The sequence below is a fragment of the Streptococcus catagoni genome (assembly GCF_011421425.1).
In the GTDB taxonomy this organism is placed as follows: Bacteria; Bacillota; Bacilli; order Lactobacillales; family Streptococcaceae; genus Streptococcus; species Streptococcus catagoni.
Map to the genome: position 1 here is coordinate 171,876 of NZ_WPCW01000003.1, position 23,756 is coordinate 195,631.

Annotated in this window: 22 protein-coding genes and 1 pseudogene; 6 read left to right on the forward strand and 17 right to left on the reverse strand. The window is 38.0% G+C overall.

All coding sequences use genetic code 11. The features are described from left to right. Positions 1–213: 213 nt before the first annotated feature. Positions 214–1,893 carry a hypothetical protein gene (locus HBN42_RS06960; protein ID WP_165994344.1) on the reverse strand — a complete coding sequence of 560 codons (1,680 nt, stop codon included), beginning with the start codon at positions 1,891–1,893 and terminating at the stop codon, positions 214–216. A gap of 206 nt (positions 1,894–2,099) precedes the next feature. Continuing rightward, positions 2,100–7,067 (reverse strand): S8 family serine peptidase, encoded by a 4,968-nt coding sequence (locus tag HBN42_RS06965; protein ID WP_165994345.1) that lies wholly within the window; start codon positions 7,065–7,067, stop codon positions 2,100–2,102. A gap of 268 nt (positions 7,068–7,335) precedes the next feature. Between HBN42_RS06965 and HBN42_RS06970 the strand changes: the two genes are divergently transcribed. From HBN42_RS06970 to HBN42_RS06980, 3 genes are all read left to right on the forward strand, one after another. Next, positions 7,336–8,163 carry an exodeoxyribonuclease III gene (locus tag HBN42_RS06970; RefSeq protein WP_165994346.1) on the forward strand — a complete coding sequence of 276 codons (828 nt, stop codon included), beginning with the start codon at positions 7,336–7,338 and terminating at the stop codon, positions 8,161–8,163. 238 nt (positions 8,164–8,401) lie between these two features. Then, complete coding sequence (locus HBN42_RS06975; RefSeq protein ID WP_165994347.1) at positions 8,402–8,779, forward strand: VOC family protein; 378 nt, start codon at positions 8,402–8,404, stop codon at positions 8,777–8,779. 18 nt (positions 8,780–8,797) lie between these two features. Beyond that, on the forward strand, positions 8,798–9,214 hold the full coding sequence (locus tag HBN42_RS06980; protein ID WP_165994348.1) for a VOC family protein: 417 nt from the start codon (positions 8,798–8,800) through the stop codon (positions 9,212–9,214). A gap of 343 nt (positions 9,215–9,557) precedes the next feature. On the opposite strand, the gene HBN42_RS10220 is transcribed toward HBN42_RS06980, so the two are convergent. Together HBN42_RS10220 and HBN42_RS06985 are read right to left on the reverse strand one after the other, a co-directional pair. Continuing rightward, complete coding sequence (locus tag HBN42_RS10220) at positions 9,558–9,692, reverse strand: hypothetical protein (RefSeq protein WP_268895595.1); 135 nt, start codon at positions 9,690–9,692, stop codon at positions 9,558–9,560. Positions 9,693–9,819: 127 nt separating this feature from the next. After that, the gene (locus HBN42_RS06985; RefSeq protein WP_165994349.1) at positions 9,820–10,134 is read right to left on the reverse strand and encodes a KxYKxGKxW signal peptide domain-containing protein; all 315 of its coding nucleotides are present in this window, start codon (positions 10,132–10,134) and stop codon (positions 9,820–9,822) included. A 368-nt stretch (positions 10,135–10,502) separates the two neighbouring features. Between HBN42_RS06985 and HBN42_RS06990 the strand changes: the two genes are divergently transcribed. Next, positions 10,503–11,405 (forward strand): cation transporter, encoded by a 903-nt coding sequence (locus tag HBN42_RS06990; RefSeq protein ID WP_165994439.1) that lies wholly within the window; start codon positions 10,503–10,505, stop codon positions 11,403–11,405. A gap of 700 nt (positions 11,406–12,105) precedes the next feature. Here HBN42_RS06990 and HBN42_RS06995 read toward each other — a convergent pair. The 3 genes and pseudogenes from HBN42_RS06995 to HBN42_RS07005 form a co-directional block, all read right to left on the reverse strand. Beyond that, positions 12,106–12,462 (reverse strand): Spx/MgsR family RNA polymerase-binding regulatory protein, encoded by a 357-nt coding sequence (locus HBN42_RS06995; protein ID WP_165994350.1) that lies wholly within the window; start codon positions 12,460–12,462, stop codon positions 12,106–12,108. Continuing rightward, entirely contained in the window at positions 12,459–12,965 is a 507-nt protein-coding gene (locus tag HBN42_RS07000) for a methylated-DNA--[protein]-cysteine S-methyltransferase (RefSeq protein WP_165994351.1), read from the reverse strand. Before HBN42_RS07000 ends, HBN42_RS06995 begins: the two co-directional genes overlap by 4 nt. Positions 12,966–13,063: 98 nt before the next feature. Further along, positions 13,064–13,614 (reverse strand): annotated as a pseudogene (locus HBN42_RS07005) (N-acetyltransferase family protein). Between the two features lie 161 nt (positions 13,615–13,775). Between HBN42_RS07005 and HBN42_RS07010 the strand changes: the two are divergent. Together HBN42_RS07010 and HBN42_RS07015 are read left to right on the forward strand one after the other, a co-directional pair. After that, positions 13,776–14,408, forward strand: coding sequence for a copper homeostasis protein CutC (locus HBN42_RS07010; RefSeq protein WP_165994352.1), 633 nt, complete (start codon positions 13,776–13,778; stop codon positions 14,406–14,408). Between the two features lie 334 nt (positions 14,409–14,742). Further along, positions 14,743–15,375 carry a YczE/YyaS/YitT family protein gene (locus tag HBN42_RS07015; RefSeq protein WP_165994353.1) on the forward strand — a complete coding sequence of 211 codons (633 nt, stop codon included), beginning with the start codon at positions 14,743–14,745 and terminating at the stop codon, positions 15,373–15,375. 185 nt (positions 15,376–15,560) lie between these two features. Here HBN42_RS07015 and rsmI read toward each other — a convergent pair whose 3' ends face one another. From rsmI to HBN42_RS07065, 10 genes are all read right to left on the reverse strand, one after another. Then, positions 15,561–16,427 (reverse strand): 16S rRNA (cytidine(1402)-2'-O)-methyltransferase, encoded by an 867-nt coding sequence (rsmI, locus tag HBN42_RS07020; RefSeq protein ID WP_165994354.1) that lies wholly within the window; start codon positions 16,425–16,427, stop codon positions 15,561–15,563. 1 nt (position 16,428) lies between these two features. Beyond that, entirely contained in the window at positions 16,429–16,704 is a 276-nt protein-coding gene (gene yabA / locus HBN42_RS07025) for a DNA replication initiation control protein YabA (RefSeq protein WP_235925344.1), read from the reverse strand. A gap of 43 nt (positions 16,705–16,747) precedes the next feature. Beyond that, a complete protein-coding gene (gene ricT, locus HBN42_RS07030) occupies positions 16,748–17,548 on the reverse strand; it encodes a regulatory iron-sulfur-containing complex subunit RicT (protein ID WP_165994356.1) in 801 nt (266 codons plus the stop codon). Continuing rightward, positions 17,545–18,420, reverse strand: a complete 876-nt coding sequence (locus HBN42_RS07035; protein WP_165994357.1) for a DNA polymerase III subunit delta' — start codon at positions 18,418–18,420, stop codon at positions 17,545–17,547. Before HBN42_RS07035 ends, ricT begins: the two co-directional genes overlap by 4 nt. 15 nt (positions 18,421–18,435) lie before the next feature. After that, entirely contained in the window at positions 18,436–19,071 is a 636-nt protein-coding gene (tmk, locus tag HBN42_RS07040; RefSeq protein ID WP_165994358.1) for a dTMP kinase, read from the reverse strand. 218 nt (positions 19,072–19,289) lie between these two features. Then, the gene (locus HBN42_RS07045; RefSeq protein ID WP_165994359.1) at positions 19,290–19,553 is read right to left on the reverse strand and encodes a YlbG family protein; all 264 of its coding nucleotides are present in this window, start codon (positions 19,551–19,553) and stop codon (positions 19,290–19,292) included. Further along, positions 19,553–19,999 carry a YlbF/YmcA family competence regulator gene (locus HBN42_RS07050; protein WP_165994360.1) on the reverse strand — a complete coding sequence of 149 codons (447 nt, stop codon included), beginning with the start codon at positions 19,997–19,999 and terminating at the stop codon, positions 19,553–19,555. Before HBN42_RS07050 ends, HBN42_RS07045 begins: the two co-directional genes overlap by 1 nt. Before the next feature lie 474 nt (positions 20,000–20,473). Next, positions 20,474–21,064: an ATP-dependent Clp protease proteolytic subunit ClpP gene (gene clpP / locus HBN42_RS07055; protein WP_165994361.1), complete on the reverse strand. Its 591-nt coding sequence runs from the start codon at positions 21,062–21,064 to the stop codon at positions 20,474–20,476. A 209-nt stretch (positions 21,065–21,273) separates the two neighbouring features. Then, positions 21,274–21,903, reverse strand: coding sequence for a uracil phosphoribosyltransferase (gene upp / locus HBN42_RS07060; protein ID WP_165994362.1), 630 nt, complete (start codon positions 21,901–21,903; stop codon positions 21,274–21,276). Between the two features lie 154 nt (positions 21,904–22,057). Continuing rightward, positions 22,058–23,695 carry a putative polysaccharide biosynthesis protein gene (locus HBN42_RS07065; RefSeq protein ID WP_165994363.1) on the reverse strand — a complete coding sequence of 546 codons (1,638 nt, stop codon included), beginning with the start codon at positions 23,693–23,695 and terminating at the stop codon, positions 22,058–22,060. Between the last annotated feature and the right edge of the window lie 61 nt (positions 23,696–23,756).

Here is a 23,756-nt window from a genome sequence, read left to right on the forward strand (position 1 = left end):
TTTCAAAGAAACCGGTCTAACTTAAGAGCAGAGCCTAAAAAAGTGAAAATCAAAATGATTTTCACTTAAGTTGAAGACAAAGTCATTTTTTGATACCTTCCTTAGATGCTGTCGGACGGTAGGTTAAACAGTCAGAGAAGTGACTGTTTAAGAAAACCAAAGAATTCCATGCCTAAAATTTGTTCTCATAAGTTCTCTCTGACAAATAGAGTCCTAAGGGGTTGCCGGTGAAGTCTTAGTAGAGTTTTTTATTTCCACATTTAAGAGATAGTTGCTATCTCCCAGGTTGGCTGTGAAGTGATCACCAATCTTAAGGAATGGCAAGAGGTCACTACTATCCTTACTTGCTTTAATCTTGTATATCTTATCCTCTGAAGAGATGTAGTAAACAGTGGTACCAGAAATGATCTGACTAGCTACTTGATCCACCTGACCAGTAATTTTTTTCACCTTTTTAGGCGAGGGACTTAAGGACGACAAACCACTGGTATCACGATCTGTAAACTGTGAAATGAGGGCACCGATATCATTATTGACAGTAACCTGTTGGTAATCCTCTGCATCCACTAGGGCGTAGGACTTGATCAAACTAGCTCCATCTTTTAAAGAAATCAAATAGAAGGCTTTCTCATTGAGCTTAACTAGGGTCGGAGCAGTGGCTGAGTAGCCCTTCTCTTGAACCTCTCCTTCTGCCGACTTCATTGCAGAGGTTTCTGTGGCAGAAGCCAATTTGTAATTGGTAATTTCTCTGGTTCTCATATTAACCAGGATAAAACCAAGGTTTGAGGAATCAGCCGTCGCAGAGGTAATCCCTGTATAGAGGTAAATATCTGAACCAATAGCAATATAGTTATAACTCTTGGTAGTCTTTTTGACACCACTTTGACTAAAGACAGTATTCCAGTAGCCTTTTTGATAGGTATAGTGGTCATTGACTCTGTCTAATACATTTTCCGCAGAATAGACGCGATCAACCCACTTAGGAATATCCTTCAAGGCATAATACTTAGACTCACCTGTCACAGCATCTAATAAGATAGCTCCTGTGGGATCCGGAGAAGATAGGCCAAACTTTGGTTTATAGATCGTTGCTACATAGTAAGGATTGCCTTGATCATCAACCTCAAAGGAAGGATCTGAGAAAATCGTGAAAGGATGTGAGAAACGTAGATGCCTCATGGTATCTCTAAACATATATTCTGAATCAGAATATTTCATGGCCTTTTTTAATTTTACTAATTCTGCCTTACCTGTTGTCTGATTGACTTTGACATAGTAATTGATCCCTTCTTGACGATTGGTCAACCACTTCCAGAAATTTTTATATTCCAGAGGTGAAACACGATAGGGCTGTTTACCAATGGTGATCTGTCTGTAGTCATTTGATATGCCAAATTGGGAAACCTTGTCAATAGTTCCTAGATAAGTATCACCAATCTTTTCAGCTGATTCCCTATCTAAGAGGGCCAAGGTCGAAATGTTGGTTTCAGGGAAGTCCTCTTTGAAATCCTTATCTTTGACCTGAATAACATTAGCATAGCTTTTTGCCCTAAAGATTTTACTATTTACAAGAGATAATAGAGCAAGAACCATGGCAATGGTCAGTATGGTCATGAGAATCCATTTAAGACTTCTTACAAAGGGCTTAAAGAAAGCTGTCACATCTTTGGCATTATGCCTTGTTTTTAGCTGGGCTTTTCCTGAAAAAAGACTTAAAAAGCCATCTGATATACTATTTAGGGAAATGTTGATTGCTAAAATAACCAGTAAAAAGATGAAAAAGATCCAGAAGTCCCCACCAAAGATATTTAATGGCGGTAGATTTATCCAATAATATACGAAGACAACGATAAACGATAGAGTACTAAGTGCAAGTGACAATGTTTTTTTCATTTTTCCCTCTCTTTTTCCTTACTATATTAAGTTCCTTTCTTATCATTATAGCATATTATTGCAGCTGTGCTAGCCTTTAGAAGTACCTCTTAGCCTGATTCCATGGCAAATAGTGGCTTTTTAGGAAAAGAAAAAATCACCTTGTCCATTCGCCATTGAATGAACAAGATGATTTTAAAAAGTGAGACTGACGCTATTAATCTGCCTTAGTTCCTTTTTTTGCGGACCAAACCTAGGATACGGGCACAGGCTAGTAGAACAAAAGCTAAAACAAATGGTAAATTCTTTTCTCCCGTCATTGGAAGTTTGTCAGACGCCATTGTCTGACCTTCTTTTTTACCTTCAGTAATTGAGACTAAGTCAGTTCCCTGGCCGCTAGCATCATTTTTCTGCGGCTCTTGAGAATTGCTGTCTTTGTCTTCTTTTATCAGTTTGAAATGCAATTGGCTTACGGTATCTTCATCGGCCTTAAACTCAAAGGTACCTTCTAACTGATAAGTATCTGGTAAGAGCGCTCTCACCACATATTTTCCTGCAGGAACTTGTCTGCTATAAGCATTTGGACGGTAAACAGATGGACTTAAAATAAGTTTTTCACCGTTTTCAGCTTCTAGCATGAGCTGTCCACCCTCTGGTAAGAGCTGATCTAAGATAACTGTTACCAGAGCTTTTCTAACTTTTTTGACTGTAACCGCCACTTCTTGGAAGCTTTCTTCCTCACTAATAGTGAACTGGTACTTGTTTGGTCCCACTAGCTCAGCTTTATTAGGATCTATTGAGACTAGAACTAAGTTGTAGCTACCAAAAGGAAGTGAGAAACTATTCTCTAACTCTTCATAGTTTCTAACCTCAACCAACTCATCTGATTGGTTGTAAATGAGGTAGGTCGCATGAACATCTGCTACTTCACTTTGGTCTTCTTCGAGGAATTTCAGCTGAGTAATACCATGGCCTTCTTTGACAGTTTTCATGTTTAATAAGCTGTGGTAGGCAACATTTCCAGCCTTATCTTCAACCATGTAGTAGTAATCAATATCATAGACATTAGCAACTTTTGGAATAATGTAGCTTCCATCTGCTTCACGCATTATAGAAACCTTATTATCTCTTAAGAAGACAAAGTTATTTTGATCACTATCTATTGAATATTTCCTACCGTTTTCATCTTTTTTCAGATAGAAGACTTCTTCACGAAGGATGCCTGTTTGGCTCTTATCAATAGCTGGTCTTGGTCTAAAGCGTTCTGTGCTATCTTCTTCATTTTTGAAAAAAAGTCCTGGACTGATAACTGGTTTTTGGCTAGCCAGTCTAACTTCAAATTGTTTATCTTGGAGCCTGCCCTGCTCATCCTGATAACTAATTTGATAGATGTAGATACCGTCTTTGACCGCCTTTCCAGTCATGTCTTTTCCACGCCAAGCTGTACTTTCAAATGATCCAGCATCAGCTTTTTCAACCAGTTTCCAGATGACTTCTTCTGCTTGGCCAGAACCTTTTTTATAAACTACTACTTTTAAGTCTTTATAGGTTTTACCTGCAATGCCCTTGAAGGCAATGAAATCTCTATTCCAGTCGCCATTTGGAGAAATGACGATTTGTTTTTCATTAACCTTAATGAGCTTTGTTCTTGGTTGACTCTTGAAGGCTACAGATGGATCTATCTGGCTGGTTACTAAGCCTGAGTCAGATTCAAGCATATCTAGCTTATCATGGATGGTTGATTTCTTCTGATAGTTACCATCTTTTAAGGTAAACTTGATCAGACCACCATGAGCATTTTCAAGCTCTGCACCAATATTGGCAAGAGCAATATTTCCGGCAAAGTCCTCAACCATATAATAGAAGTGTTTTAAGTCAGCCTTATCTGTTGGTAGGATGAAGCTACCATTTTCAGTGCGTTCAACAAAGACTTTATTATCTGTTATAGAGACAAATTTATAAGTATCGTTAGAGATTATATTAAATAACTTCTGATTCTTATTAGCTGTCAGATAAAATACTCTATCTCTTAAGATTCCAGATAAACCTTTATCTTTCAGAATTAGTGGTTTGAAGACCTTGCTTGATGGATCATAGGTCGCTTCAGTCATCAGAGGTTTTTCTCTATCAAGGATGACCTCAAAGACCATCTCTTGTTTTTTGCCTCCAGCTACATCAGAATAATAGGAAACCACATATTGGTATTTGCCATCTGGTAAAGGCTCTCCTACTTGATTTTCCCCGTTCCAGCCAGTGGTCAACAAGGTTGTTGATTTAGGGAAACGAACATCAGAATAGTAGTTTTTATCACCCTTGTGAGGTTGGCTCTGCCATAGAAGCTTAGAATGTTTGTGATCATCTGCTGAATAGACAGACCCTCTTAGGTCGCGATACTTACGTAGAAAGACTCCTGTAAAGGCTGCAAAGTCTTGGTTCTGGTCTCCATTAGGTGAGATAGCAAGAACTGGTAAACCTTTTTCATTTTTACCTAGGATGAATTTGCCATCTTTATTTTTAAAGGTACCCAGTGTTTGCAGGATTTCCGTTGCAGGGTTAGGACTAGCAACATTGATTTCTGAGCCAATAGTTACTAAGCCAGTATAGCCTTTTCCGACAGGTATTTCATCTTTCACACCAGTATCGAGGGTGTAGAAACCTTTTTTCCCTTTAGCTAGAAGGCCATAGATGGATTCTTCCACAACTGCTAAGTTCTCAAACTCTCCTTTATAAGAAACAAAAGGAATATTAATCTGATCCTTAGTGCCATCTGAAGCATTGACAAATGAAACAAAACCTTCTAAGAAATAACCATTTGGCATTTCTTTTGAAAGCAACTGATCAAAGCTAGAAACATCTAAGGTGATGGTGATGGTCGCTTCACTCTTAGCCTTAATGTGAACTTCTTTACCTTCATAGGTCTTCAAGGCTTTAGGTTTGAGACTAAAGCGTCCTTTTTCCACTAAATCTGTGATCAAATCTGTATGATACTTAAGGGTCTTATCCTGATCTGAGATGTTGTGGATCGTCATAGTAAGTGTTAACTTGTCTTTGACATTTCCAACTGATAAACTGCTATAACCATCTTTACCAGTGATATAAAGACCGCTGCTCATAGCTTTTTCTAGATTTAGAAGACCTGCTCCTTGTTGCCTTGGTGAAATCATAGCCTTGGTTTCAGGATGTACTTGGATGGAAGCATTGCTCATCATCAAGCTCTTAACGAGATCTTGAATACGATCCTTAGAAATATCCTTATGATTTTCTTCTATATATTGTTTAATCAGTAAAGAGGCACCAGCAATCTGTGGTGAAGCCATACTTGTTCCCGTCTGACTACCATAGTGATCATCATTATAGGTAGAATAAATATCTCCCCCTGGTGCTGTGATATCTGGCTTCAAATAACCATCAGAAGTCAAGCCCCAACTTGAATATTGATTCATCAGTTTTGCTAGTTGGCTTGGAGCTTTTTTCAATTGTGATTCAAAAACAAGACGTCCACTGCCATTTCCATTGAGTTCAGACATGGCCTTACCAAGCTCATAAGAAATAAAGGCTGATGGAATTTTCTTAGCTTCGAAATTAATATCCATTAACTTGTTAGCTTGGCCAGCAATATGATTGAAAATCAAGACTGCGCTGGCCCCCTTATTCTTAAGGGCAATAATCATATCACTATAGACTACACCACTATCTCTTCTTAAGAGAGCAACCTTGCCACTTATATCTATTGTTTCTAAGTAATCAGGCTTAAGACTTTCAACATAAGTAAACTCTAATTCTTTATCATAAGATAATACTTCCTTAATGGTATCATTACCATTAGCCTGTGTATAAATGCCTCTGCCATGATTTAAATCTGCCCGTCCAGCTAAGCCCTCAACAAAGAGGAGACGGTCAATTACTGTAGGGTTATTAACAGCAGCCACTGAGATAGCAGATCTAGCTGTTGAAGGGTCTCCTACCATACCATAATCAGGATTACTTGCTAAAGGACGTTCATGACTAGCTCCATAGACACTTTCATTTCCTGCCGCAATAGCCACGGCGACCCCTTCTTGACGTGCTTTTTCTATGGCATCTTTAAGGCCCTTATTGAGATAGTTAAGAGAACCATTTGAAGAACCAATACTGATATTAATAGCATCAGCACCTAGTGCTACAGCATCTTCGATAGCCTTAACATAGAGGGCTTCATTTGTTTCGCCAATATCACTGGTAAAGATGCGCATGAATAAAACCTGCGCTTCAGGTGCGACCCCTAAAAAACGTTCTCCAGTAGGAGATGCTTTAAGAGGATTTGCTGTCGCAATCCCAGTTACGTGCATCCCATGAGATTCATGTTTATCATCACTGCCCCAAGTAAAGTCAATGATATCTCCCCAGTCTTCACTATCAAAATCGGTATCAAAGGTAATGACTTTTTTAGTCGGAGCTTCATCTCCTAATTCTTCATTTTTCCTACCTACACTCTTTTTCCGTTTTAGACTTTGCGGCGCTGCGCCAGATTGGCTTAGCATTTCCAACTCTTCTTCTAAACTAAGAGCCATAGAGCCTTCTTTAACATGATCATCATTGGCAACATAGTTATGTGCGAAGATAACCTTGTCGCTCAGCCATTTACCATAAGGGATCTTAGCTTTGTCTTTTTGACTATTAAAAGTGTTTTCGTCTTTGAATTTTGCTTTAGTGATATCACTGATACGCATAGCTTCGTGCTTGGCGTCGATACCAGTATCAATGATGGCAATAACCTTACCTTGACCCTTATAGCCTTTTTTCCAGACCTCTCTGACCTTCATCATGTCATGACTATCAGTGTTTTCAGGGGCTAGCTCTGTTTCTTTTGGATCTTTTTCAGTTTGTTTTGGTGCCGCTTCTGTATCTTTCTCTAGTAAAGCTAGCAGTTGGGCCAAATTTTCATCCACTTCCTCTTTAGCTTCAGCCTTGACTGGCTCTTGAGTGATAGGACTTGCCTCTATAACTGCCTTTTCTGGCTCTGCAAGAGATCCGCCTGCTGCTTGATTATCCATAGTTTTCTCTGCAGCTTCTCCTGCTTGTGAGACCTGCTGAGTTTCAGCGACTTGATCAGCTTGAACCACTCCTGCTGCTCCAGTCAAAAATGCACACCCGACTAAAACAGACAAGGTTCCAACTTTATATTTTCGTAAAGAAAAACGTTCTTTCTTTTCCATAACTTCCCTTCTATGTCACCTCATTTATCTTTAATTGTTATTTAATCACATAAGTATCAAAGAGACAATAGCCTAGAGGATACCAGGCCTTCATCTTTTTAAACCGTATTTAAAAGAACGCAATTATATTAATATAAAATTAAGTTTAAATTAATAAAATTAAAATACAGAAAAATTCTCCTATCCTTGAAGAGAAAATCTTAAACTCGCTTACTTGCTTAATTTTTGGTAAAATGAAGACAACTTATGATTAGAAAGAGACCAACTTATGAAATTAATCTCATGGAATATCGACTCCCTTAATGCCGCCTTAACTGGAGAATCACCCCGTGCACTGCTTTCACGTGCTGTACTGGATACCCTTGTAAGCCATGATCCCGACATTATCGCCATACAAGAGACAAAATTATCAGCCAATGGTCCCACAAAAAAACACCTGGAATTGATTATGAGCTATTTCCCAGACTATCATCATGTCTGGCGTTCTTCTGTTGAGCCAGCTCGCAAAAGTTATGCAGGTACCCTATTTCTCTATAAAAAGAGCTTAAATCCCCTTGTGAGCTTCCCTGAAATTGGAGCTCCTACGACCATGGATGCAGAAGGTCGCATCATTACCCTAGAATTTGATGATTTCTTTGTTACTCAGGTCTACACGCCTAATGCAGGTGATGGCCTCAAACGCCTGGAAGACCGCCAAAGTTGGGATATCAAATACGCTGATTACTTAAGTCAACTGGATGCTCAAAAGCCTGTTATTGCTACTGGGGACTATAATGTTGCCCATAAAGAAATTGACCTGGCACACCCTTCCAGCAACCGTCATTCAGCTGGCTTCACCGACGAAGAACGTGCCGGCTTTACTAATCTCTTAGAAAGAGGCTTCACCGACACCTTCCGTTACATTCACGGAGATATTCCTAATGTCTATTCCTGGTGGGCACAAAGAAGCAAAACAAGTAAGATCAATAACAGTGGTTGGAGAATTGATTATTGGCTAACCTCAAATCGCATTGCTGATAAGGTTAAAAAGTCTGAGATGATCAATTCCGGTGAACGTCAGGATCACACCCCTATCCTTTTAGAAATTGATTTGTAAGACATTCCTCTGAGATTGAAGAAAGGCTTTTTCTTCAGTCTTTTTTGATGCTTTTTCTAACAATTTCTAGTTAGCTAAGTGCTCAGAAATCTTATAAAAGACAAATGGTCCTTGGACCTGACAGGCTGAGAAATGTAGCAAAGAAAAAAATCAAGCTAATTGAGACATATCTTTTGTCCATTTAATAAAGTAGAGCTATAATAACTTAACAAGAAACTATCATAAATGGAGAGAGACTATGATTTCTAAAACAACAACCATGCTCTATGTTTCAGATCCCAAGGCTGCCATGGCCTTTTGGACAGAAAAAATGGGCTTTATCCTAATTGAAACACAAGAACACTCAGATGCCACTTCTTATGAAATTGCTCCTTCAAGAGCTTCAAACAGTAAGTTTTGCATCCATGACAAAAACTGGGTGGCTAAGCATAATCCAGGGATGAATACTGGATTTCCCTCACTTCTTTTTGAAACAGAAGATCTAAAAGCCGAGTATGAGAAACTCAGTGCAGCAGGTGTCTCTACTAACCCTATCGTGGACTTCCAAGGGATGACCCATTTTACCTTTTCAGATATGGAAGGTAACTACATGGCCATCAAAGAAGTCAAGAGCTAAAGAATCAAGGAGAAAATGATGATCACTGCAATTAATGTCTATTTAATCACTAATGGAAATGGCAAAGAAGCTATAGAATTTTACAAGGATGTTTTCAATGCTGAAGTCACTAGTCTAACCTACTGGAAAGATGGTGTGCCAGACTGTCCTAAGGAACGTGAAGATCTGGTGATGAACGCACAGTTCGACATCAATGGCATTCGCCTGCAGCTATCAGATGAAAACCCAGACTTTAACTATAGGGCCGGTGGTAATATGTCTGCCGCTATCATTGTAGATAGTGTCGAAGCAGCCAAAGAACTCTATGGGAAACTAAAAGTTGACGCCCAAAAAATCCTTATGGAATTAGACCAAACCTTTTGGAGCCCAGCCTATGCCAATCTTATCGACAAATACGGTGTTATGTGGCAAATTAATACCGAACTAGCCCAATAAAAACAAGACAGATATTTCAAACAAGCAAAAGCGCCCTCAACAAAGGAGAGTGCTTTTTAAGTTAAAGAGAAAACAATAAGGTGAGACAAGCCTTTACTTTTACTCTTTATCATTGACAATAAAATAATTAATAATGGACTAAAGTCCTTTTCAAATAGGATATAAACTTTGGAGAATAGAAGGAACTCCTGATAAGAGAATATCTCTATTAGGTATAAATAGTGAGAAAGGAGTTAGAATTAGCTATAGTAGTGTTCAAAACCTGCCAAACTGCATTCACAATTATTATAAAAACTAGTTGCGTAGCCATAATCATAGGCATTTTTTTCTTCACTCTCTTCATCTAAACGGTCACTGCCATAATTACTTCCTGGTTCTTCAGCGTCTTCACCTTGACCATAATGGAATTCTCTACGAAAAATTCCATCTGCTCTTCCATCTTTTTGCCCTTGATTAAATAAAGCTTGCAGTCTTTCATTTTGAGCTGCCTCTTCTTTTCTGCTTTCTTCTACTTTTTCCTCTTGTTCTTTTCTTTCTTGTTCCTCTTCTGTTGACTCTCCCCCTGCTTGATCACCTTGAAGGCCATCAATGTCTAGCCGTTCACCTTAAAGAAGATCCTCACTATTTGGATCATCATTTTGAGGGACATCAGGGTCAGGATGAATATCTGGAAGTTCTTCATCTAAATGCCCCTTATTGTGATCTTCCTTTTCACTTGGAAAGTTTTCCCCTGGTGCATAGTGGTCTGCCCCTGGTGGATATTGGCGAGCATTCTCTGGATAAGAAGCACCCCCGCTCTGTGTTGCTGTGTTTGCTGAAACAGAAGTGCCTCCTGCTAACAGTCCAAGAGCTGTGACTCCCATATAGAGCCATTGCTTACCTGATTTCCATGTTCTAAATCGTCCTTTACTAACTTTCATTTTTAAACTTTCCTCCATTCTTGATCGATTTAACCCTAACTGGTTAAATTGCCAAGAATCACTATATATAGTCAATGCTTTTTTCTCATATAATTAACCTTTTTCTTTAATATGATTAACAAATATGATTGGCAAAAAAATCTTCAGAATTGAGGTTAAATGAAAACAAGCTTTTATAGATTTTCATTTTTTCAAAATATGATTATCAGAAAACTTAAGAAACTCCTTGAGAAAATCTTCCTTTAACAAAGTGACAAGTGACCATGATTTTATCTCGAAAGAGGGTCACTTTTGAATTTTATGGTCATAAATGTTACAATTAATGTAAGCAATTATGGACAGGGAGGAAGAAAATGAAGTATAAAAAAATAAATTATAAAAAAATCGAGAAACAAGCCTTAGGGGTCTCGACCGGGGTGAATTTTGTCAATGCCAGCGCAGGGATCTTTGTTTATATTATTACTGGACTTAATGCACTCCTACTAGATAGTGTTTTCTCAGTCATTGGTTTTATCTCCTCAATTGCCGCCGTGTATATTGCTAAGAATAGTCACAAGAAAACAGAGACTTATCCCAATGGTATGTATTTCCTAGAGCCTTTGTTTGGTGTTTTAAAATCAATCGCTACCATCATGCTCCTAGTTATCGCCCTACTAGAAAGTAGTGCTGTAGCCTATGCCTACTTTGTTTATGGAGAAGGTGATCCCCTCATCACAGGTCCCGTCCTTCCTTATACCTTGATTACAGGTTTTCTATGCTTTGCTTTGGCATTTTACAATCGCTATAAGAATAAAAGCATCCATAATATGAGTACCATGCTAAAGGCAGAAAGCAAGGCCAATCTCATTGATGGGATTATTTCCATAGGAATTGGGATAACCGTCTTAATCCTAAGCTTTATCAATATCAATGGACAGTTAGGATTTTTACACTATACCGCCGACTTCTTTATCACTGTCATTCTGGTTTTACTTTCTATTAAGGAGCCTGTTGATATTCTCATCCATTCCTTCAAAGAATTTGCCAATTCGACAGTGCAAAACCAGGCCATTAGTGAAAAAGTCATGGAGGTCTTTCGGGAAAATCTCCATGACTATAAGGATGATCTTGATATTAATATTCATAAACAAGGAATGCATATTAATGTTAGGGTCTTCATCATCAACATTGAAGATATTGAGACTATTGAAGAGCTGGCAAAAGAAAAGGCTAACCTGCTCAACCAGCTTCGTAAAAGCTTTGAACAAATTAGCTTGGAATTTACTTTTTAGAGCCTAGGCTCTTGATCTTAGGATACAGAATTTGTTACAATAGCTGTGAAATTTCCTTACAGGGGGGCTTATGAAAAGGATAGGCTATAGTTCTCTAATTGCTCTTGTGTTAGTTTTGTCTCGTTTCATTTGGTTTCAATTGAGATATGCACAGTTTTACTATGATATATGGGGAACTCTGCTTTTAGGAGCCATTATTTTTATCTCGGCAGTGCTTTTTTTGAGAAAGCGACAGTAGGTTCTCAACTGATAAACAAAGTCCTTAGAAATAGATTTTCTAAGGGCTTCTTTAGTTCTCTAGAGGTATAATGAAAGTGTTCAATAATGACTGGAAGTCAAGTCATAGACTTCTCTTTTATTTATGACTTGATGAAAGATAGTTATTGTCCTGATAATGGGCTTACTTTAGCTTGCTTAATTTAAAAAACACCTCCCTAAGCTAGAAATTGAAAGTAAAAGAAAAGACAAACCGTATTTTAAGACGGTTTGTCTTTGATTGGTCATCTCTTAATAATAAAGTATGGAGTTACGGAATCAGTTTTTTATCACTACAGATAATAAGCAGAAAGACTGCAAAAAATGCTTTTATCGAGCCAATAATAAATTGTCCCTTAAAAAAATTATTTATAGCAAATAACAATATAATAATACAACATACTATTAAAAATGTTTGTTTTATTTTCTTATTATTCATATTTATTTAGTCTTTAAAGAGATCCTTGTAGGGCTTTCTCGCTCCAATCTGTAAGACCTGTCCGTCTTTTACAAGGATTGGTCTTTTGGCCAGCATGCCATCTTCTGATAAGAGTGAAGCGGCCTGATCGATGCTTAGGTCATCAATTTTATTTTTGAGGCCTAGTTGGCGGTAGCTGTTGCCACTAGTGTTGAAAAAATTCTTCATGCTAAATGAGGATTCTGTCATCCACTTTTTGAAAAGCTCTGCTTGAGGAGGATTTTCTTTAATATCTATGGACTTAAAGTCATCTACCAAAGTTTTTAGTTCTGCTTTAGCTCTTTGACAGGTTGAGCATTTAGGATATTCGTAAAAAATAATCATTTCTTCTCCTTTTTTCCTCTCTTACTTTCATGATTTAATAACCAGATTTTCCGATCAATCCCTGCGGCGTAGCCGGTCAAGGCACCATTGCTGGCAAGGACGCGGTGGCAGGGGATAAAGATGCTGAGGGGATTTTTACCCACTGCTCCACCCACTGCCTGAGCGGATTTACAATTGATGTCACGGGCAATACGGCCATAGGTCTGGGTACCGCCTTCAGGGATAAGTTGCAAGTGTGACCAGACCTTTTCTTGAAAAGGGCTGCCACTACTTTGTAAAAAAGTGGCCTGTTCTGGATGTTCTCCGGCAAAATAAGCATCTAGCCACTCTATAGCTAGGTCTAAGATGGGGTGCCCTTGCAAGAGGAGTTCTTCTTCTAGACAAGCTAAGGAAGCTTCAAAAAATTTTTGATTGACAAACCAAGAGCCAATCAGTGCATCTTGATTAGCTACTAAGGATAGGTCACCAATAGGCGACTTGTAGATGGTTTTGTAGAGGGGCATGGTTTTCCTCCTTGCACTCAGTAAAATCAGTATAAAGTAAAGTCAGCTTGAAAGCAAATCAGAAGGGATCTAGCCTGTAGTTCAGAATCATCTCTGTCCTAAAGTCCATAGCGGCTGTCTTCATCTATTTCTTGGTAAGTAGCTTGTTCTGCTTCTGACTTTATCTTCTGATAGGCTAGTCTCACTCCTGTTAGGGGAACTTTCCCACAGTAGCTAAAGCCTAATTTGTCCAGTAGGTGTTGCATGGCCAGATTTTTTTCATGGGTATCAGAGCGAAAATCTTTCTGATCAAAGCCTTCAATCAAGCCTTGTAAGAAGGTCTGAGCTATGGCTTGACCTTGTCTATCTTTTGAAACAGCTACCCGATGAAAGGTCAGGTAGTCCTTCTGGTCATTTAACCATTTGCCTTCATAAATCTGATTATAGGCACTTTCATTGCCATAGATAGCAGCCGCATAGGCAACCACCTCTCCTTCTCTATGAGGGCCACATAGCCATGACCATTCATAATATCATCAGTAATAAGGGCTTGATCAGGGTAGGCATCCTGCCACTGGTCACTGCCATAGCTTGCAATGATTTTCTTGGCATCCTCTATGATGGTCATGATTTGTGACACTTCATTGGGAAAGGCTAGTCTTATTTTCATGACTGATCGTTCCTCACATTCTTAATTCTTATTTTTCACTTCAGCTTTTTTTCGTATAATAATCCAAATTATAGCATAAGTTTCAAAAATTTTAAAAATATTTTAGGCTCTGCTGATTCCCAAAAACATGTTATAATAAAGAATAAAAAAGGAGATATGACATGTTAATAAAAGAATTCTGTGCTGAGAATTTAACCCATCTGGGGCAGTTAAAAGCTAAAGAAGTTCATCGTGTGGAGCTGTGTGACAACCTTGCTGTCGGAGGCACAACACCTTCCTACGGTGTCATTAAAGAAGCCTGCACCCTGCTTCATGAAAAGTCCATTTCTGTTGCTACCATGATTAGGCCAAGAGGTGGGGATTTCACCTATAATGATTTGGAATTAAGGGCCATGGAAGAAGATATGCTCAAAGCCATCGAAGCTGGTTCTGACGCACTGGTTCTTGGGATCTTGACTAAGGATGCTCTGCTTGATACTGAGGCTATAGAGCAGCTACTACCAGCAAGTCAAGGCTTGCCACTTGTTTTCCATATGGCCTTTGACCAGATTGATAAAGATAAACAGATCGAAGCTATGGAACAATTGATTTCCTATGGCTTTGAGAGGATACTGATCCATGGTTCTAAGGATAATCAGTCTATCTATAATAATATCAACCATATCAAGAAATTGATTGAAGCTTCAAAGAATCGGATTGAAATTATGATTGGCGGGGGAGTTACTGCCGAAAATGCTGAAGAACTAAGCCAACTAACTGGTATCAAGATTGTTCACGGTACAAAGATAATCTAAAAAGTGCTAGAATCATATCCTGGCCTTTTACTTTTTACATAGGAAAAAACAGTCTTACAGCTTACTAAGTGTCAATTCTAATCTTTTTTACAGTAATTTGATATAATAAATATAACGATATCAGAAATCCAAAGGATAACAGAATTTCATTTTAACAGAAACAGTAGAATAATGACAAAAAGGAATAAGTCTCACTAGTAATATTTCACAATTCTACTAAAGAGAGCTTATTCTTTTTTATTGTAGTCATTTTATTGGTGATACTCATTCCTAGCTACTGGGTATTCAGATCTGTCACTGTTAAAAAATGATGATGATAGAAAGGAACTTAAAGATGAAGATATTACGTTTTTTTATTGGTATCAATATTATGGCAATTGGAGTTGCCCTGTCTAAATTATCACAATTAGGAACCTCACCTATTGCAGCAATTCCAAATGTTTTATCTGAAATTTTAAAGCAATCAATTGGCTTATACACCATATTATTTATGGTACTTTTGGTTATTATACAAATAATAATCCTAGGAATTCATCTCCATTGGTCGGATTTATTTAAACTGCTTATTCAAATCATACCTGGAGCTTTATTTGGCTTTTTCATCAACTTTTATGTCAATCTCCTAGAAGTATTAACTCATTTTAATAGTTATATTTTCCAATTAACAATATTACTAATTAGCATCATTATTCTTGCCATTGGCGTTGTCATTGAAGTGAGAGCAGACTTTATTTTAATGCCGGGTGAGGGCTTACCTCAATCCATAGCCAAGCATTTTAACCTGTCCTTTCCCAAAGTCAAACTTTGGTCTGATTTTACAATGGTCTTTGTAGCACTAGTGATATCTTTTTTATTGTCCCAACCATTTTTAGGCATACGTGAAGGAACTTTACTGGCTACCTTACTTACAGGACCCTGTGTCTCTCTGATAACCTATTATCTTGAAAAGATGAAAACAAGTCATTAATACAGTTACAAATTCTTATTTATGTTTTTACTGGGAACTTCTTCTCGCAAAGTGAGGAAATGATAGGCCAAAGATATGATCTTTACCTGACTTCTTCCTCTAATAACAAAAAAAGAGAAGAAAAAAGTTTTTTCTTCCATTCTGTTGCTAGGATCATATCCTGGCTTTTTATTTTTAAGAAATGACTAGAGGTCATGATAGCTATTGTAGAGGTCTTGTCTATTGATTTGTAGAGACTTTGCTACTTTTTTGATGGCATGATTTGGTTTTAGACCCGCTTCAATTTCAGCTGTAACCATTTCTAGGGGATCCCTAACTTCTAATTCAGCTTTTACTTGGTCTTCTTCTCCGGCTCCTTCGACAATAATCAGGCATTCGCCCTTGAGTGGATTTTCATTGATATAGGCCATGATCTCACTGATCGAGCCTCTTTGGTACTCTTCATAGACCTTAGTTAATTCCCTCACCAAAACAAGGGAACGTTCTCCATAAACCTCATGCATATTTTTCAAGGTATCAGAAACCCTATAGGGAGATTCATAAAAAATTTGTGTTTCAGGATAGGCTTTTTTACTTTCAAAAAAGGCTTTTTGTTGGCCTGATTTTCTGGGTAAAAAACCAAAGAAAAGATGGGGCTGCGGAGCTAGTCCACTGGCAATCAGCGCTGTGATCCCTGCAGAAGCCCCTGGAAGGGAAACCACCTTGATGCCTTGAGCAATAGCCTCCTTGACCAAGTCATGACCAGGATCAGAAATAGAGGGCATGCCAGCATCTGAAACCTGGGCAATTGACTGACCTGAGAGGAGTTTTTCAATTAATTGGGGTATCTTCTCAAAGGCATTATGCTCATGAAAGGAGATCTGCTTGGTCTTAATATCAAAATGTTTTAAAAGTAGACCAGTATTTCTGGTGTCTTCAGCACAGATGAGATCAACTTCTGCTAGCAGGATGACTGCTCGATAGGTCATATCCTGTAAATTGCCAATGGGTGTTGGAACCAAGTAGAGGATTCCGCTATCTTTTGGATCTTTAAAGCTTTTTTGAACTTGCATCTTAGGACTTTCTATCTAATAGTTCTCTGCAAAACATACATTCTTCGTCATTCTCACGGCGTTGCCCATAAAAGAAGTTGCAAATGTGGAAGCCTTCCTCGTAGATTCCTTCTAGATGGTTCTTCCCTTGTTTGCTGGTAGACTTAGCAAGAGTTTCATGTTCTATTTGACTCAATCTTTCTCGAAGTTTGGTATTTTCAATCCGTAATACCGCATTTTCCTCAACAAGTCCTTGGACTTGTTTTTTCATGGCTTCAATATCTGCTAAAGTAACCATGAGGTTTTGAGAAAAACCATCAAAGGCATCAAATAGCTCTCTTTTATTTACCAATTATAACCTCCTCTAAATCATATGTCATCACTGTTTCCTTGTCATCAAATTTGAGTTTCAAGGTTTCTGTGAAGATATCTATGGAAACAACCTTAGCTTCTCCATCACTTGTTTTTACTGTACTACCATAATCAGGGAACTTCTTCTTACTTTCCACGTAAAAAGCATCCTCGTACTGTAAGCAACATAAGAGCCGTCCACAGTTTCCTAAATTTTTGATGGAATTTAATGACAAACTTTGGTTTTTTAACATTTTTATGGACAGGGTAGGAAATTCTCCTAAAAAGGTCGAACAACACAGAGGCCTGCCACAGGGGCCTATGCCACCATAAACTTTGGCTTCTTGCCGGCTGTTGAGTTGCCTCAGTTCAATTCTTGTTTTAAAAAAAGAAGCTAATTCTTTTAGGAGCTGTCTAAAATCCACTCTTTCCTCGGCAGTAAAGGTAATTAAAACAAAATTCCGCTCCAAGGGAAAGCTAATGTCAATCACCTTCATCCCCAATTGATAGGAGGCGATCATTTCTTTTACTGTAGGCTTAGAATCTTGAGCCAGCTGAGCATTATTAGCATAAGCTTTAAGATCCATAGTATTAGCCTGTCTTAAAATATAAGGCATATTATCAGGCAACTGTGCTTCTTTAAATGCCTTCAGTGGCTGACAGACCTGTCCCAGAAAAGACCCTTTACTGTCTTTAACCACTACCCATGTTAGTAAGGGAAAATCTTCCTTACTAACAACATATTTAACCGTTTTTGATTGACAAAACCTTACTCCAATTGTGCTTGTCATGATATCACCATATATTCTAAACTATTCTGAAAGTTGACATTACTACGCCACATTCGTCTTGCTAGATACACTTTTTCAAGATAAGCTAGGGCTTTTTGATTGGTATAATCTTCTGAAAGAAGGAGGGTTAGTAGCTGTAGGACCATATCCTGCTCTTTTTTGTCAGCAACTTGTAGACTGAGGCGACTAACTTCCAAGTAAGCCTGTTTCTTATCCTTCAGTAAAATAGACACAAATTTCTGACAAAGTCGTATGCATTCTAGCATTTTGGTATTTGCTGCTAACTCTTCTAGTTCTCTAGGGCTCTTAGCCAGCTTTGCCAATAAATCTGCCTGCTTTTTTAAAAGCCCAAGCTCCTGAGCCTGTGTAGAAAGTTGTTTTTCATTCTTTGGAAAATGAAATAATTGTGCACGACTTTTTATGGTTGGTAAGACTAGGCTATCATCATTAGTTAGTAAAAAGATATAGGATGAGCTTTGAGGCTCTTCAATGAATTTCAAGATACTGTTGGCTGCGTTAACATGCATCTTTTCGCAGTCTTTGATGATAAAAACTTGGTGCTCACTTTCATAGCCCGTCTGTGAAAAGTTCTTCATCATTTCTTTAACAGTTTCTGTTTTAATCACTTGTCCATTAGGCTCTATGATCTTTAAATCAGAAAATTCATTTTGGTCAATCAGTTGGCAGATGCGGCATTGACCACAGGGTAAATGGTCACTTTTATCCTGGCAGAAAATAGCTTTTGCTAGGTACAAGGCCATTTCATAGTTGGCATAGTCTCCTGAGAAAAGATAAGCATGATTGAGCCGATTTTTTTGTAAAACCTGCTTAAAGGATTGAAAGGCTTGTGGTACCTGTTCCTCTATATTCATTTCAATCACTCCTTCTTAAGCTTCAAGCTGCTGTAAAATAACCTCTTTGGTGTCAGCGATGACTTTTTCTAAGGGCTGTGCAGCATTAATGGTTACAATCCTGTCCTTGTTTTCTTCTGCTAACTCCAAATAGCCCTGTCTGACCTTTTGGTGCATGTCTAACTTTTCCAGGTCTAATCGATTGACTTCACGCTCTTTATTTTGCTCAATTCTTGCCAGACCAATCTCTGATGGCACATCAAAGTAAAGGGTCAAAGTCGGTTCCATTCCATCTGTTGCGTAGTGGTTTAACCACTTGATAGCTTCCTTGTCAAGGCCTCTTCCTGATCCCTGATAGGCTACTGAACTATCTGTGAAACGGTCTATTAAGACAATTTTTCCTTCTTTAACTGCTGGCAGGACCTTTTCAACCAAATGTTGGCGTCTGGCAGCTATGTAGAGCAAGAGCTCTGTTTTCTTATCCATTGCTGTATTTTCAACATCTAAGATAATCTCTCTAATGCTTTCAGCTATGGCAACACCCCCAGGCTCTCTGGTGCTTAAAAGAGGTTGATTAAATTCTTTTTCCATAAAGGGAATGATTTCTTCTAAGACACTGGTTTTTCCAGCTCCATCAGGCCCTTCAAATGTGATGATTATACCTTTTGACATCTTCTATCCTTTTTCATTGATTACCCTATTTTACCAAAATTTAAGAGAAAAAGACACTGCCAATTAAAAGCAGCGTCTCCAAATTTAGACAAAGTGATGTGCTTCTCTGATCTTCGATTTTACCTTTTTAGTAACAAAAGCAATGGGGCTTTAAGAAAGAGTAAGTAAAAACTTGAAGACAAACTAAGTTTTCTTCAAGTTGGAATTTCCTATAGACTTTAGAGAGTTTCTTCTGGACGTTGCAAATTGCCAACAAATTTATGGTCAATTTCATCAAATTTAGAAACTTTGACTTCTCTGACAAATCTTAGTTTGCTAATTTCTTTAATCTTTTCTGAGGCATCTTCTTTGTTGACATAGAGGAGAAGATACCTTGATCTTTTAGAATGGTAATAGAGGTCTCCATACTTGTAAACTTTTCTAGCATCACGGTTATAGTAGAGGTAGACAAGTAGACCTATTCTTTTTTGTTTTTCAAACATCACATATCCTTTTCTTTAATATTTTGATAGATCCCTATTGAAGGCCGCTCTCTTTTAGGAGCTAAAGGTAAGCCACTATCCACAAATATGGATGAGGATACAGTTTTTGCAAGTTTTTGGGCAATCTTAGCCAGGTGTTTTTGAAAATCAACCTCTGCATATCTGAATTCCACAGTTAGAGGATTAAGATCTAGCTGCCTTTTTTTAAATAAGAGAGCTCTTTTAAGATCCTTTGTTTCTGGATGAAAGTCCGCATAACGACTGGCCTCTTCATAGCGATCCTTAAGATCTTTAAAGTCTGCTAGCTGCTTTTGCAAGGCCTGGTCGCTTTCAAAGATCTTTTTCAGACGGCAGCAATTTTTATATTCAGGGGTTTTTAGTAGGTTTGCAACTAATGTATCTATGGCATCTTCAATTTCTAAGAGCTCTTCATTGATAATTAACATAAGTTGATTATACCACAAATTAGCCTTGTCAAAAACTGAAGGTCTTTTAAAAGTATTTGAGATTTTTACAATGAAATGAGGGGCTAGTCTTCTTCTCCTGTAACATAGAGAAAGGCTAAAGATCTTCAGCCCTAGCCTTCCTCTCTCTCCATATCCAAGCATTTCGGTTATTGTTTGGATATAGGTTTATTATACCATTTATATAAGTCTTTAACCCTAAAAAGTTAGTTTTTTCTGGTATTTATCTCTTAAAGTTTGTTACTTCGTCTGTTTTTAAGCTATTGTTTTCTGATGTGATAGGCTTTCCTTAGATGAGACAATGTCCTGCCTTCTTTTCTCACTTATTCAACAGTTTTTTATCTTCATAACTTAAGTTCATACAAAAAACCCTTTCACTGGATAGTCCAGTGAAAGGAGTACATATCATTTTTGTCTAACTTATGGGGCGCTTTTCATTGCAAGGCTATTTTAACTTTATTTTAACTTGTTATTTTCCATAATTTCATCAATGAAGCCATAGGCTAATGTTTCTTTAGCGTCCATCCAGTAGTCACGTTCAGCATCCTTATGGATTTGTTTGATTGTTTTACCAGAATTGTCAGCTAAGATTTTTTCTAAACGTTTACGTGTTTTCAAGAGTTGTTCAGCAACAATGGCCATATCAGACTGCTGTGTTCCGTTACCAGCTCCTCCCATCGGTTGATGGATCAGGTATTCTGCATTAGGAAGCATGAAACGTTTCCCTTTTGCTCCTGAAGAAGCAATAATGGTTCCCATTGAAGCAGCCATACCCATAACAATAGTTTGCACATCTGATTTAATAAAGTTCATGGTATCAACAATAGCTAGACCAGCTGAAACAGAACCTCCAGGTGTGTTCACATATAAATAAATGTCTTTTGTATTATCCTGAGCATCTAGGAATAAGAGCTGAGCAATAACTGAATTTGCCATATTATCTTCTACAGGACCTGTAAGCATGATAATACGATCTTTTAAAAGGCGTGAGTAAATGTCATAAGAGCGTTCACCACGACTTGTTTGTTCAATAACAACAGGGATCATATAATTCTCCAATCTAAGTGAAACGGTTGGTTTCAATCTACCCTACCGTTTCTTTTTAATGATTGACCCTATTATAATCTATTGGTCAAATAAGGTCAAATATTAAACTTCTTCAAACTTTTTAATGATTTTTGATACTTTTTCTTGCCGCTGGACTTACTTCGCTTTCCTATTTCTTGGCTCAGGATAAAACAGTCCACTGGACTGTTTTATTTAGTTCCAAATAGGCGATCACCAGCGTCACCAAGGCCCGGGACGATATAGCCGTGTTCATTAAGTTTTTCATCTAGGGCTGCAGTATAGATATCAACATCTGGATGTGCATCTTGAAGTTTTTTAACACCTTCTGGAGCTGCTACCAAGCAGACAAATTTAATATTGGCTGCACCACGTTTCTTCAAGGAATCCACAGCTAAAATAGCAGAGCCCCCAGTAGCTAACATTGGGTCAACCACAAAGATTTGACGTTGGTCAATGTCTTCAGGAAGTTTTACTAAGTATTCAACAGGTTCCAAGGTTTCTTCATCACGGTACATACCAATATGGCCAACTTTGGCTGCAGGAACCAAGCTTAAAAAGCCATCTACCATCCCAATTCCAGCCCGTAAAATAGGAACAATAGCTAATTTTTTCCCAGCTAATTGTTTTTGAATTGTTTTAGACACTGGTGTTTGAATTTCTACGTCTTCTAAGGGAAGATCACGAGATACTTCATAACCCATTAACATGGCAATTTCATTGACTAATTCCCGGAAATTCTTTGTTGAGGTATCTTCACGACGTAAAATTGATAATTTGTGCTGGATAAGTGGATGCGAAATAACTTGAAATTTTCCCATGTCGATTTACTTCCTTCTTCTTTTTTTCACTTTCACTATTATAGCAAAATTCAATGTATTTTGCAGAAGAATTTTTTAAAAAGTCAGGTTAAAAAAACAAAAAAGAAAATCTGATCAGCAATCAGACTTTCCATAACTTAAGCTCTGCCATTTATCATGGTAATTTCAATTTTTGACGTAAGCGTTGGGCTTTGCCATGGCCAATGATCCGATCAAGTTGATGGGTAGCTAGGGTCAGATAGGCATAGAACATGAAGCCTATGAATCCAATGATAGCCAAGTATAAGAGACTTGCTAGGCGTCCGTCTGGGACAAGGACAAAACCTAATAAATAATTAGCTAATGCTACGACAATCCCCATAAGGCTTGTCAAGATTAAAAGAAGTAAGGCTTGTCTGAATAATAGCTGGCGGTTAAAACGGGTAATCTTATGCAAACGGCGAAACATGAGGACAATTGGGACTAATAAACCAAATGTCGTCGCTAAAAGTGGGCCATAGGAATGGAAAAGATAGATCGATGGTACCTGTAGAGCCAGCTTAACAATGACACCGAGGGAAAAATAGTAGACTGCTCTCTTATTTTCAAATAAAGCTTGTAGCATGGGAGCCAAAAGAGAATAGAAGGCCAAAAGAATAACTTGCAATAAGACAACTCTGAATAAATCAATGGCTAGGCCTTCAGAAATCCCATAAAAGACAGTGTAAAGTGGTTTTGCTAAGATGATAGCTCCTGTTAAGGCTGGCAATAAAAACATGACTAACATCAATATGTTATTGATAATCAGTTTGGCAGCTGCCTTCATGTCTTTTTTGACATAATTTTCAGTCAAGAGGGCTATCCCCACACCACCAATGGAACCAGCCACAGCAATCAGGATCATGGTGATTTTTGCAGGATTGGCATTAAAATAGCCAAATAAAACCATTAGTTGTGACTTGCTATATTGGGTAAAAATCAACATGGTATTGCTAAAGGTCCACTGGTCAATTAATTGAAAGGCCTGAATGGCACTGCCTGTGATGATAAAAGGAATGGACTCTTTTAAGGTTTCTAGTAATAAACCCTTGGCATCTATTGGCACTTCTAGCTTAGGCTTTGTAAATATAACTTGTAACAAGCCTTGTTTGCCCAAGAAGTAAATGAGGACTGCCATGCTGGCAAGCATTCCAATAAAGGTTGCAAAGGTTGACTGGGTAACAGCTTCAACATAGTTACCAGAGCCTATCTTCATAATGAAAAAAGTAGCCAGAAGCATCCAAATCACACGGATAATCTGCTCTGCAATTTGACTTAAAGCAAAGGGTTTTAAGTTGTTGTAACCTTGGAAAATACCACGAATCACACTCATAACAGGGAAGCCCAAAACGGCTAAGGAAAGGCTGTGCATTACTGGTATGAGCTCTTTGTCACTACCAGAAAGGGTAGCAAAAAGAGGTGAGGTAAGATACATGATCAAACCAAAGACCAAGCCAAGACCAACCATAAGCTTAAGGGTTGTTCTAATGAGCTGGTAACTATGTTCTTTTTGGTTCATGGAATTATACTTGGCTACCTGTTTGGCAATAGCCACATTAAGCCCAGTTGTTGATATTAGTAAAAAATAGGCATAGACATTGTAGCCCATGTTAAAGAGGGCATTAGCCTGTGTGGCATGCTCTCCCATCCACATAAACCAGGGAATGACATAAATAGCCCCGAGAAGACGACTGATAAAGTTACTAGCTGTTGACCAGACCGTCCCTTGGAGCATGAGTTCTTCTTGTGTTAATTCATTTCTATTCTTTACCATGTCTATTCTTTCTTTCTTGTATTAGGTATATTATAAACTTTTGCAACTTACTTGTAAATCT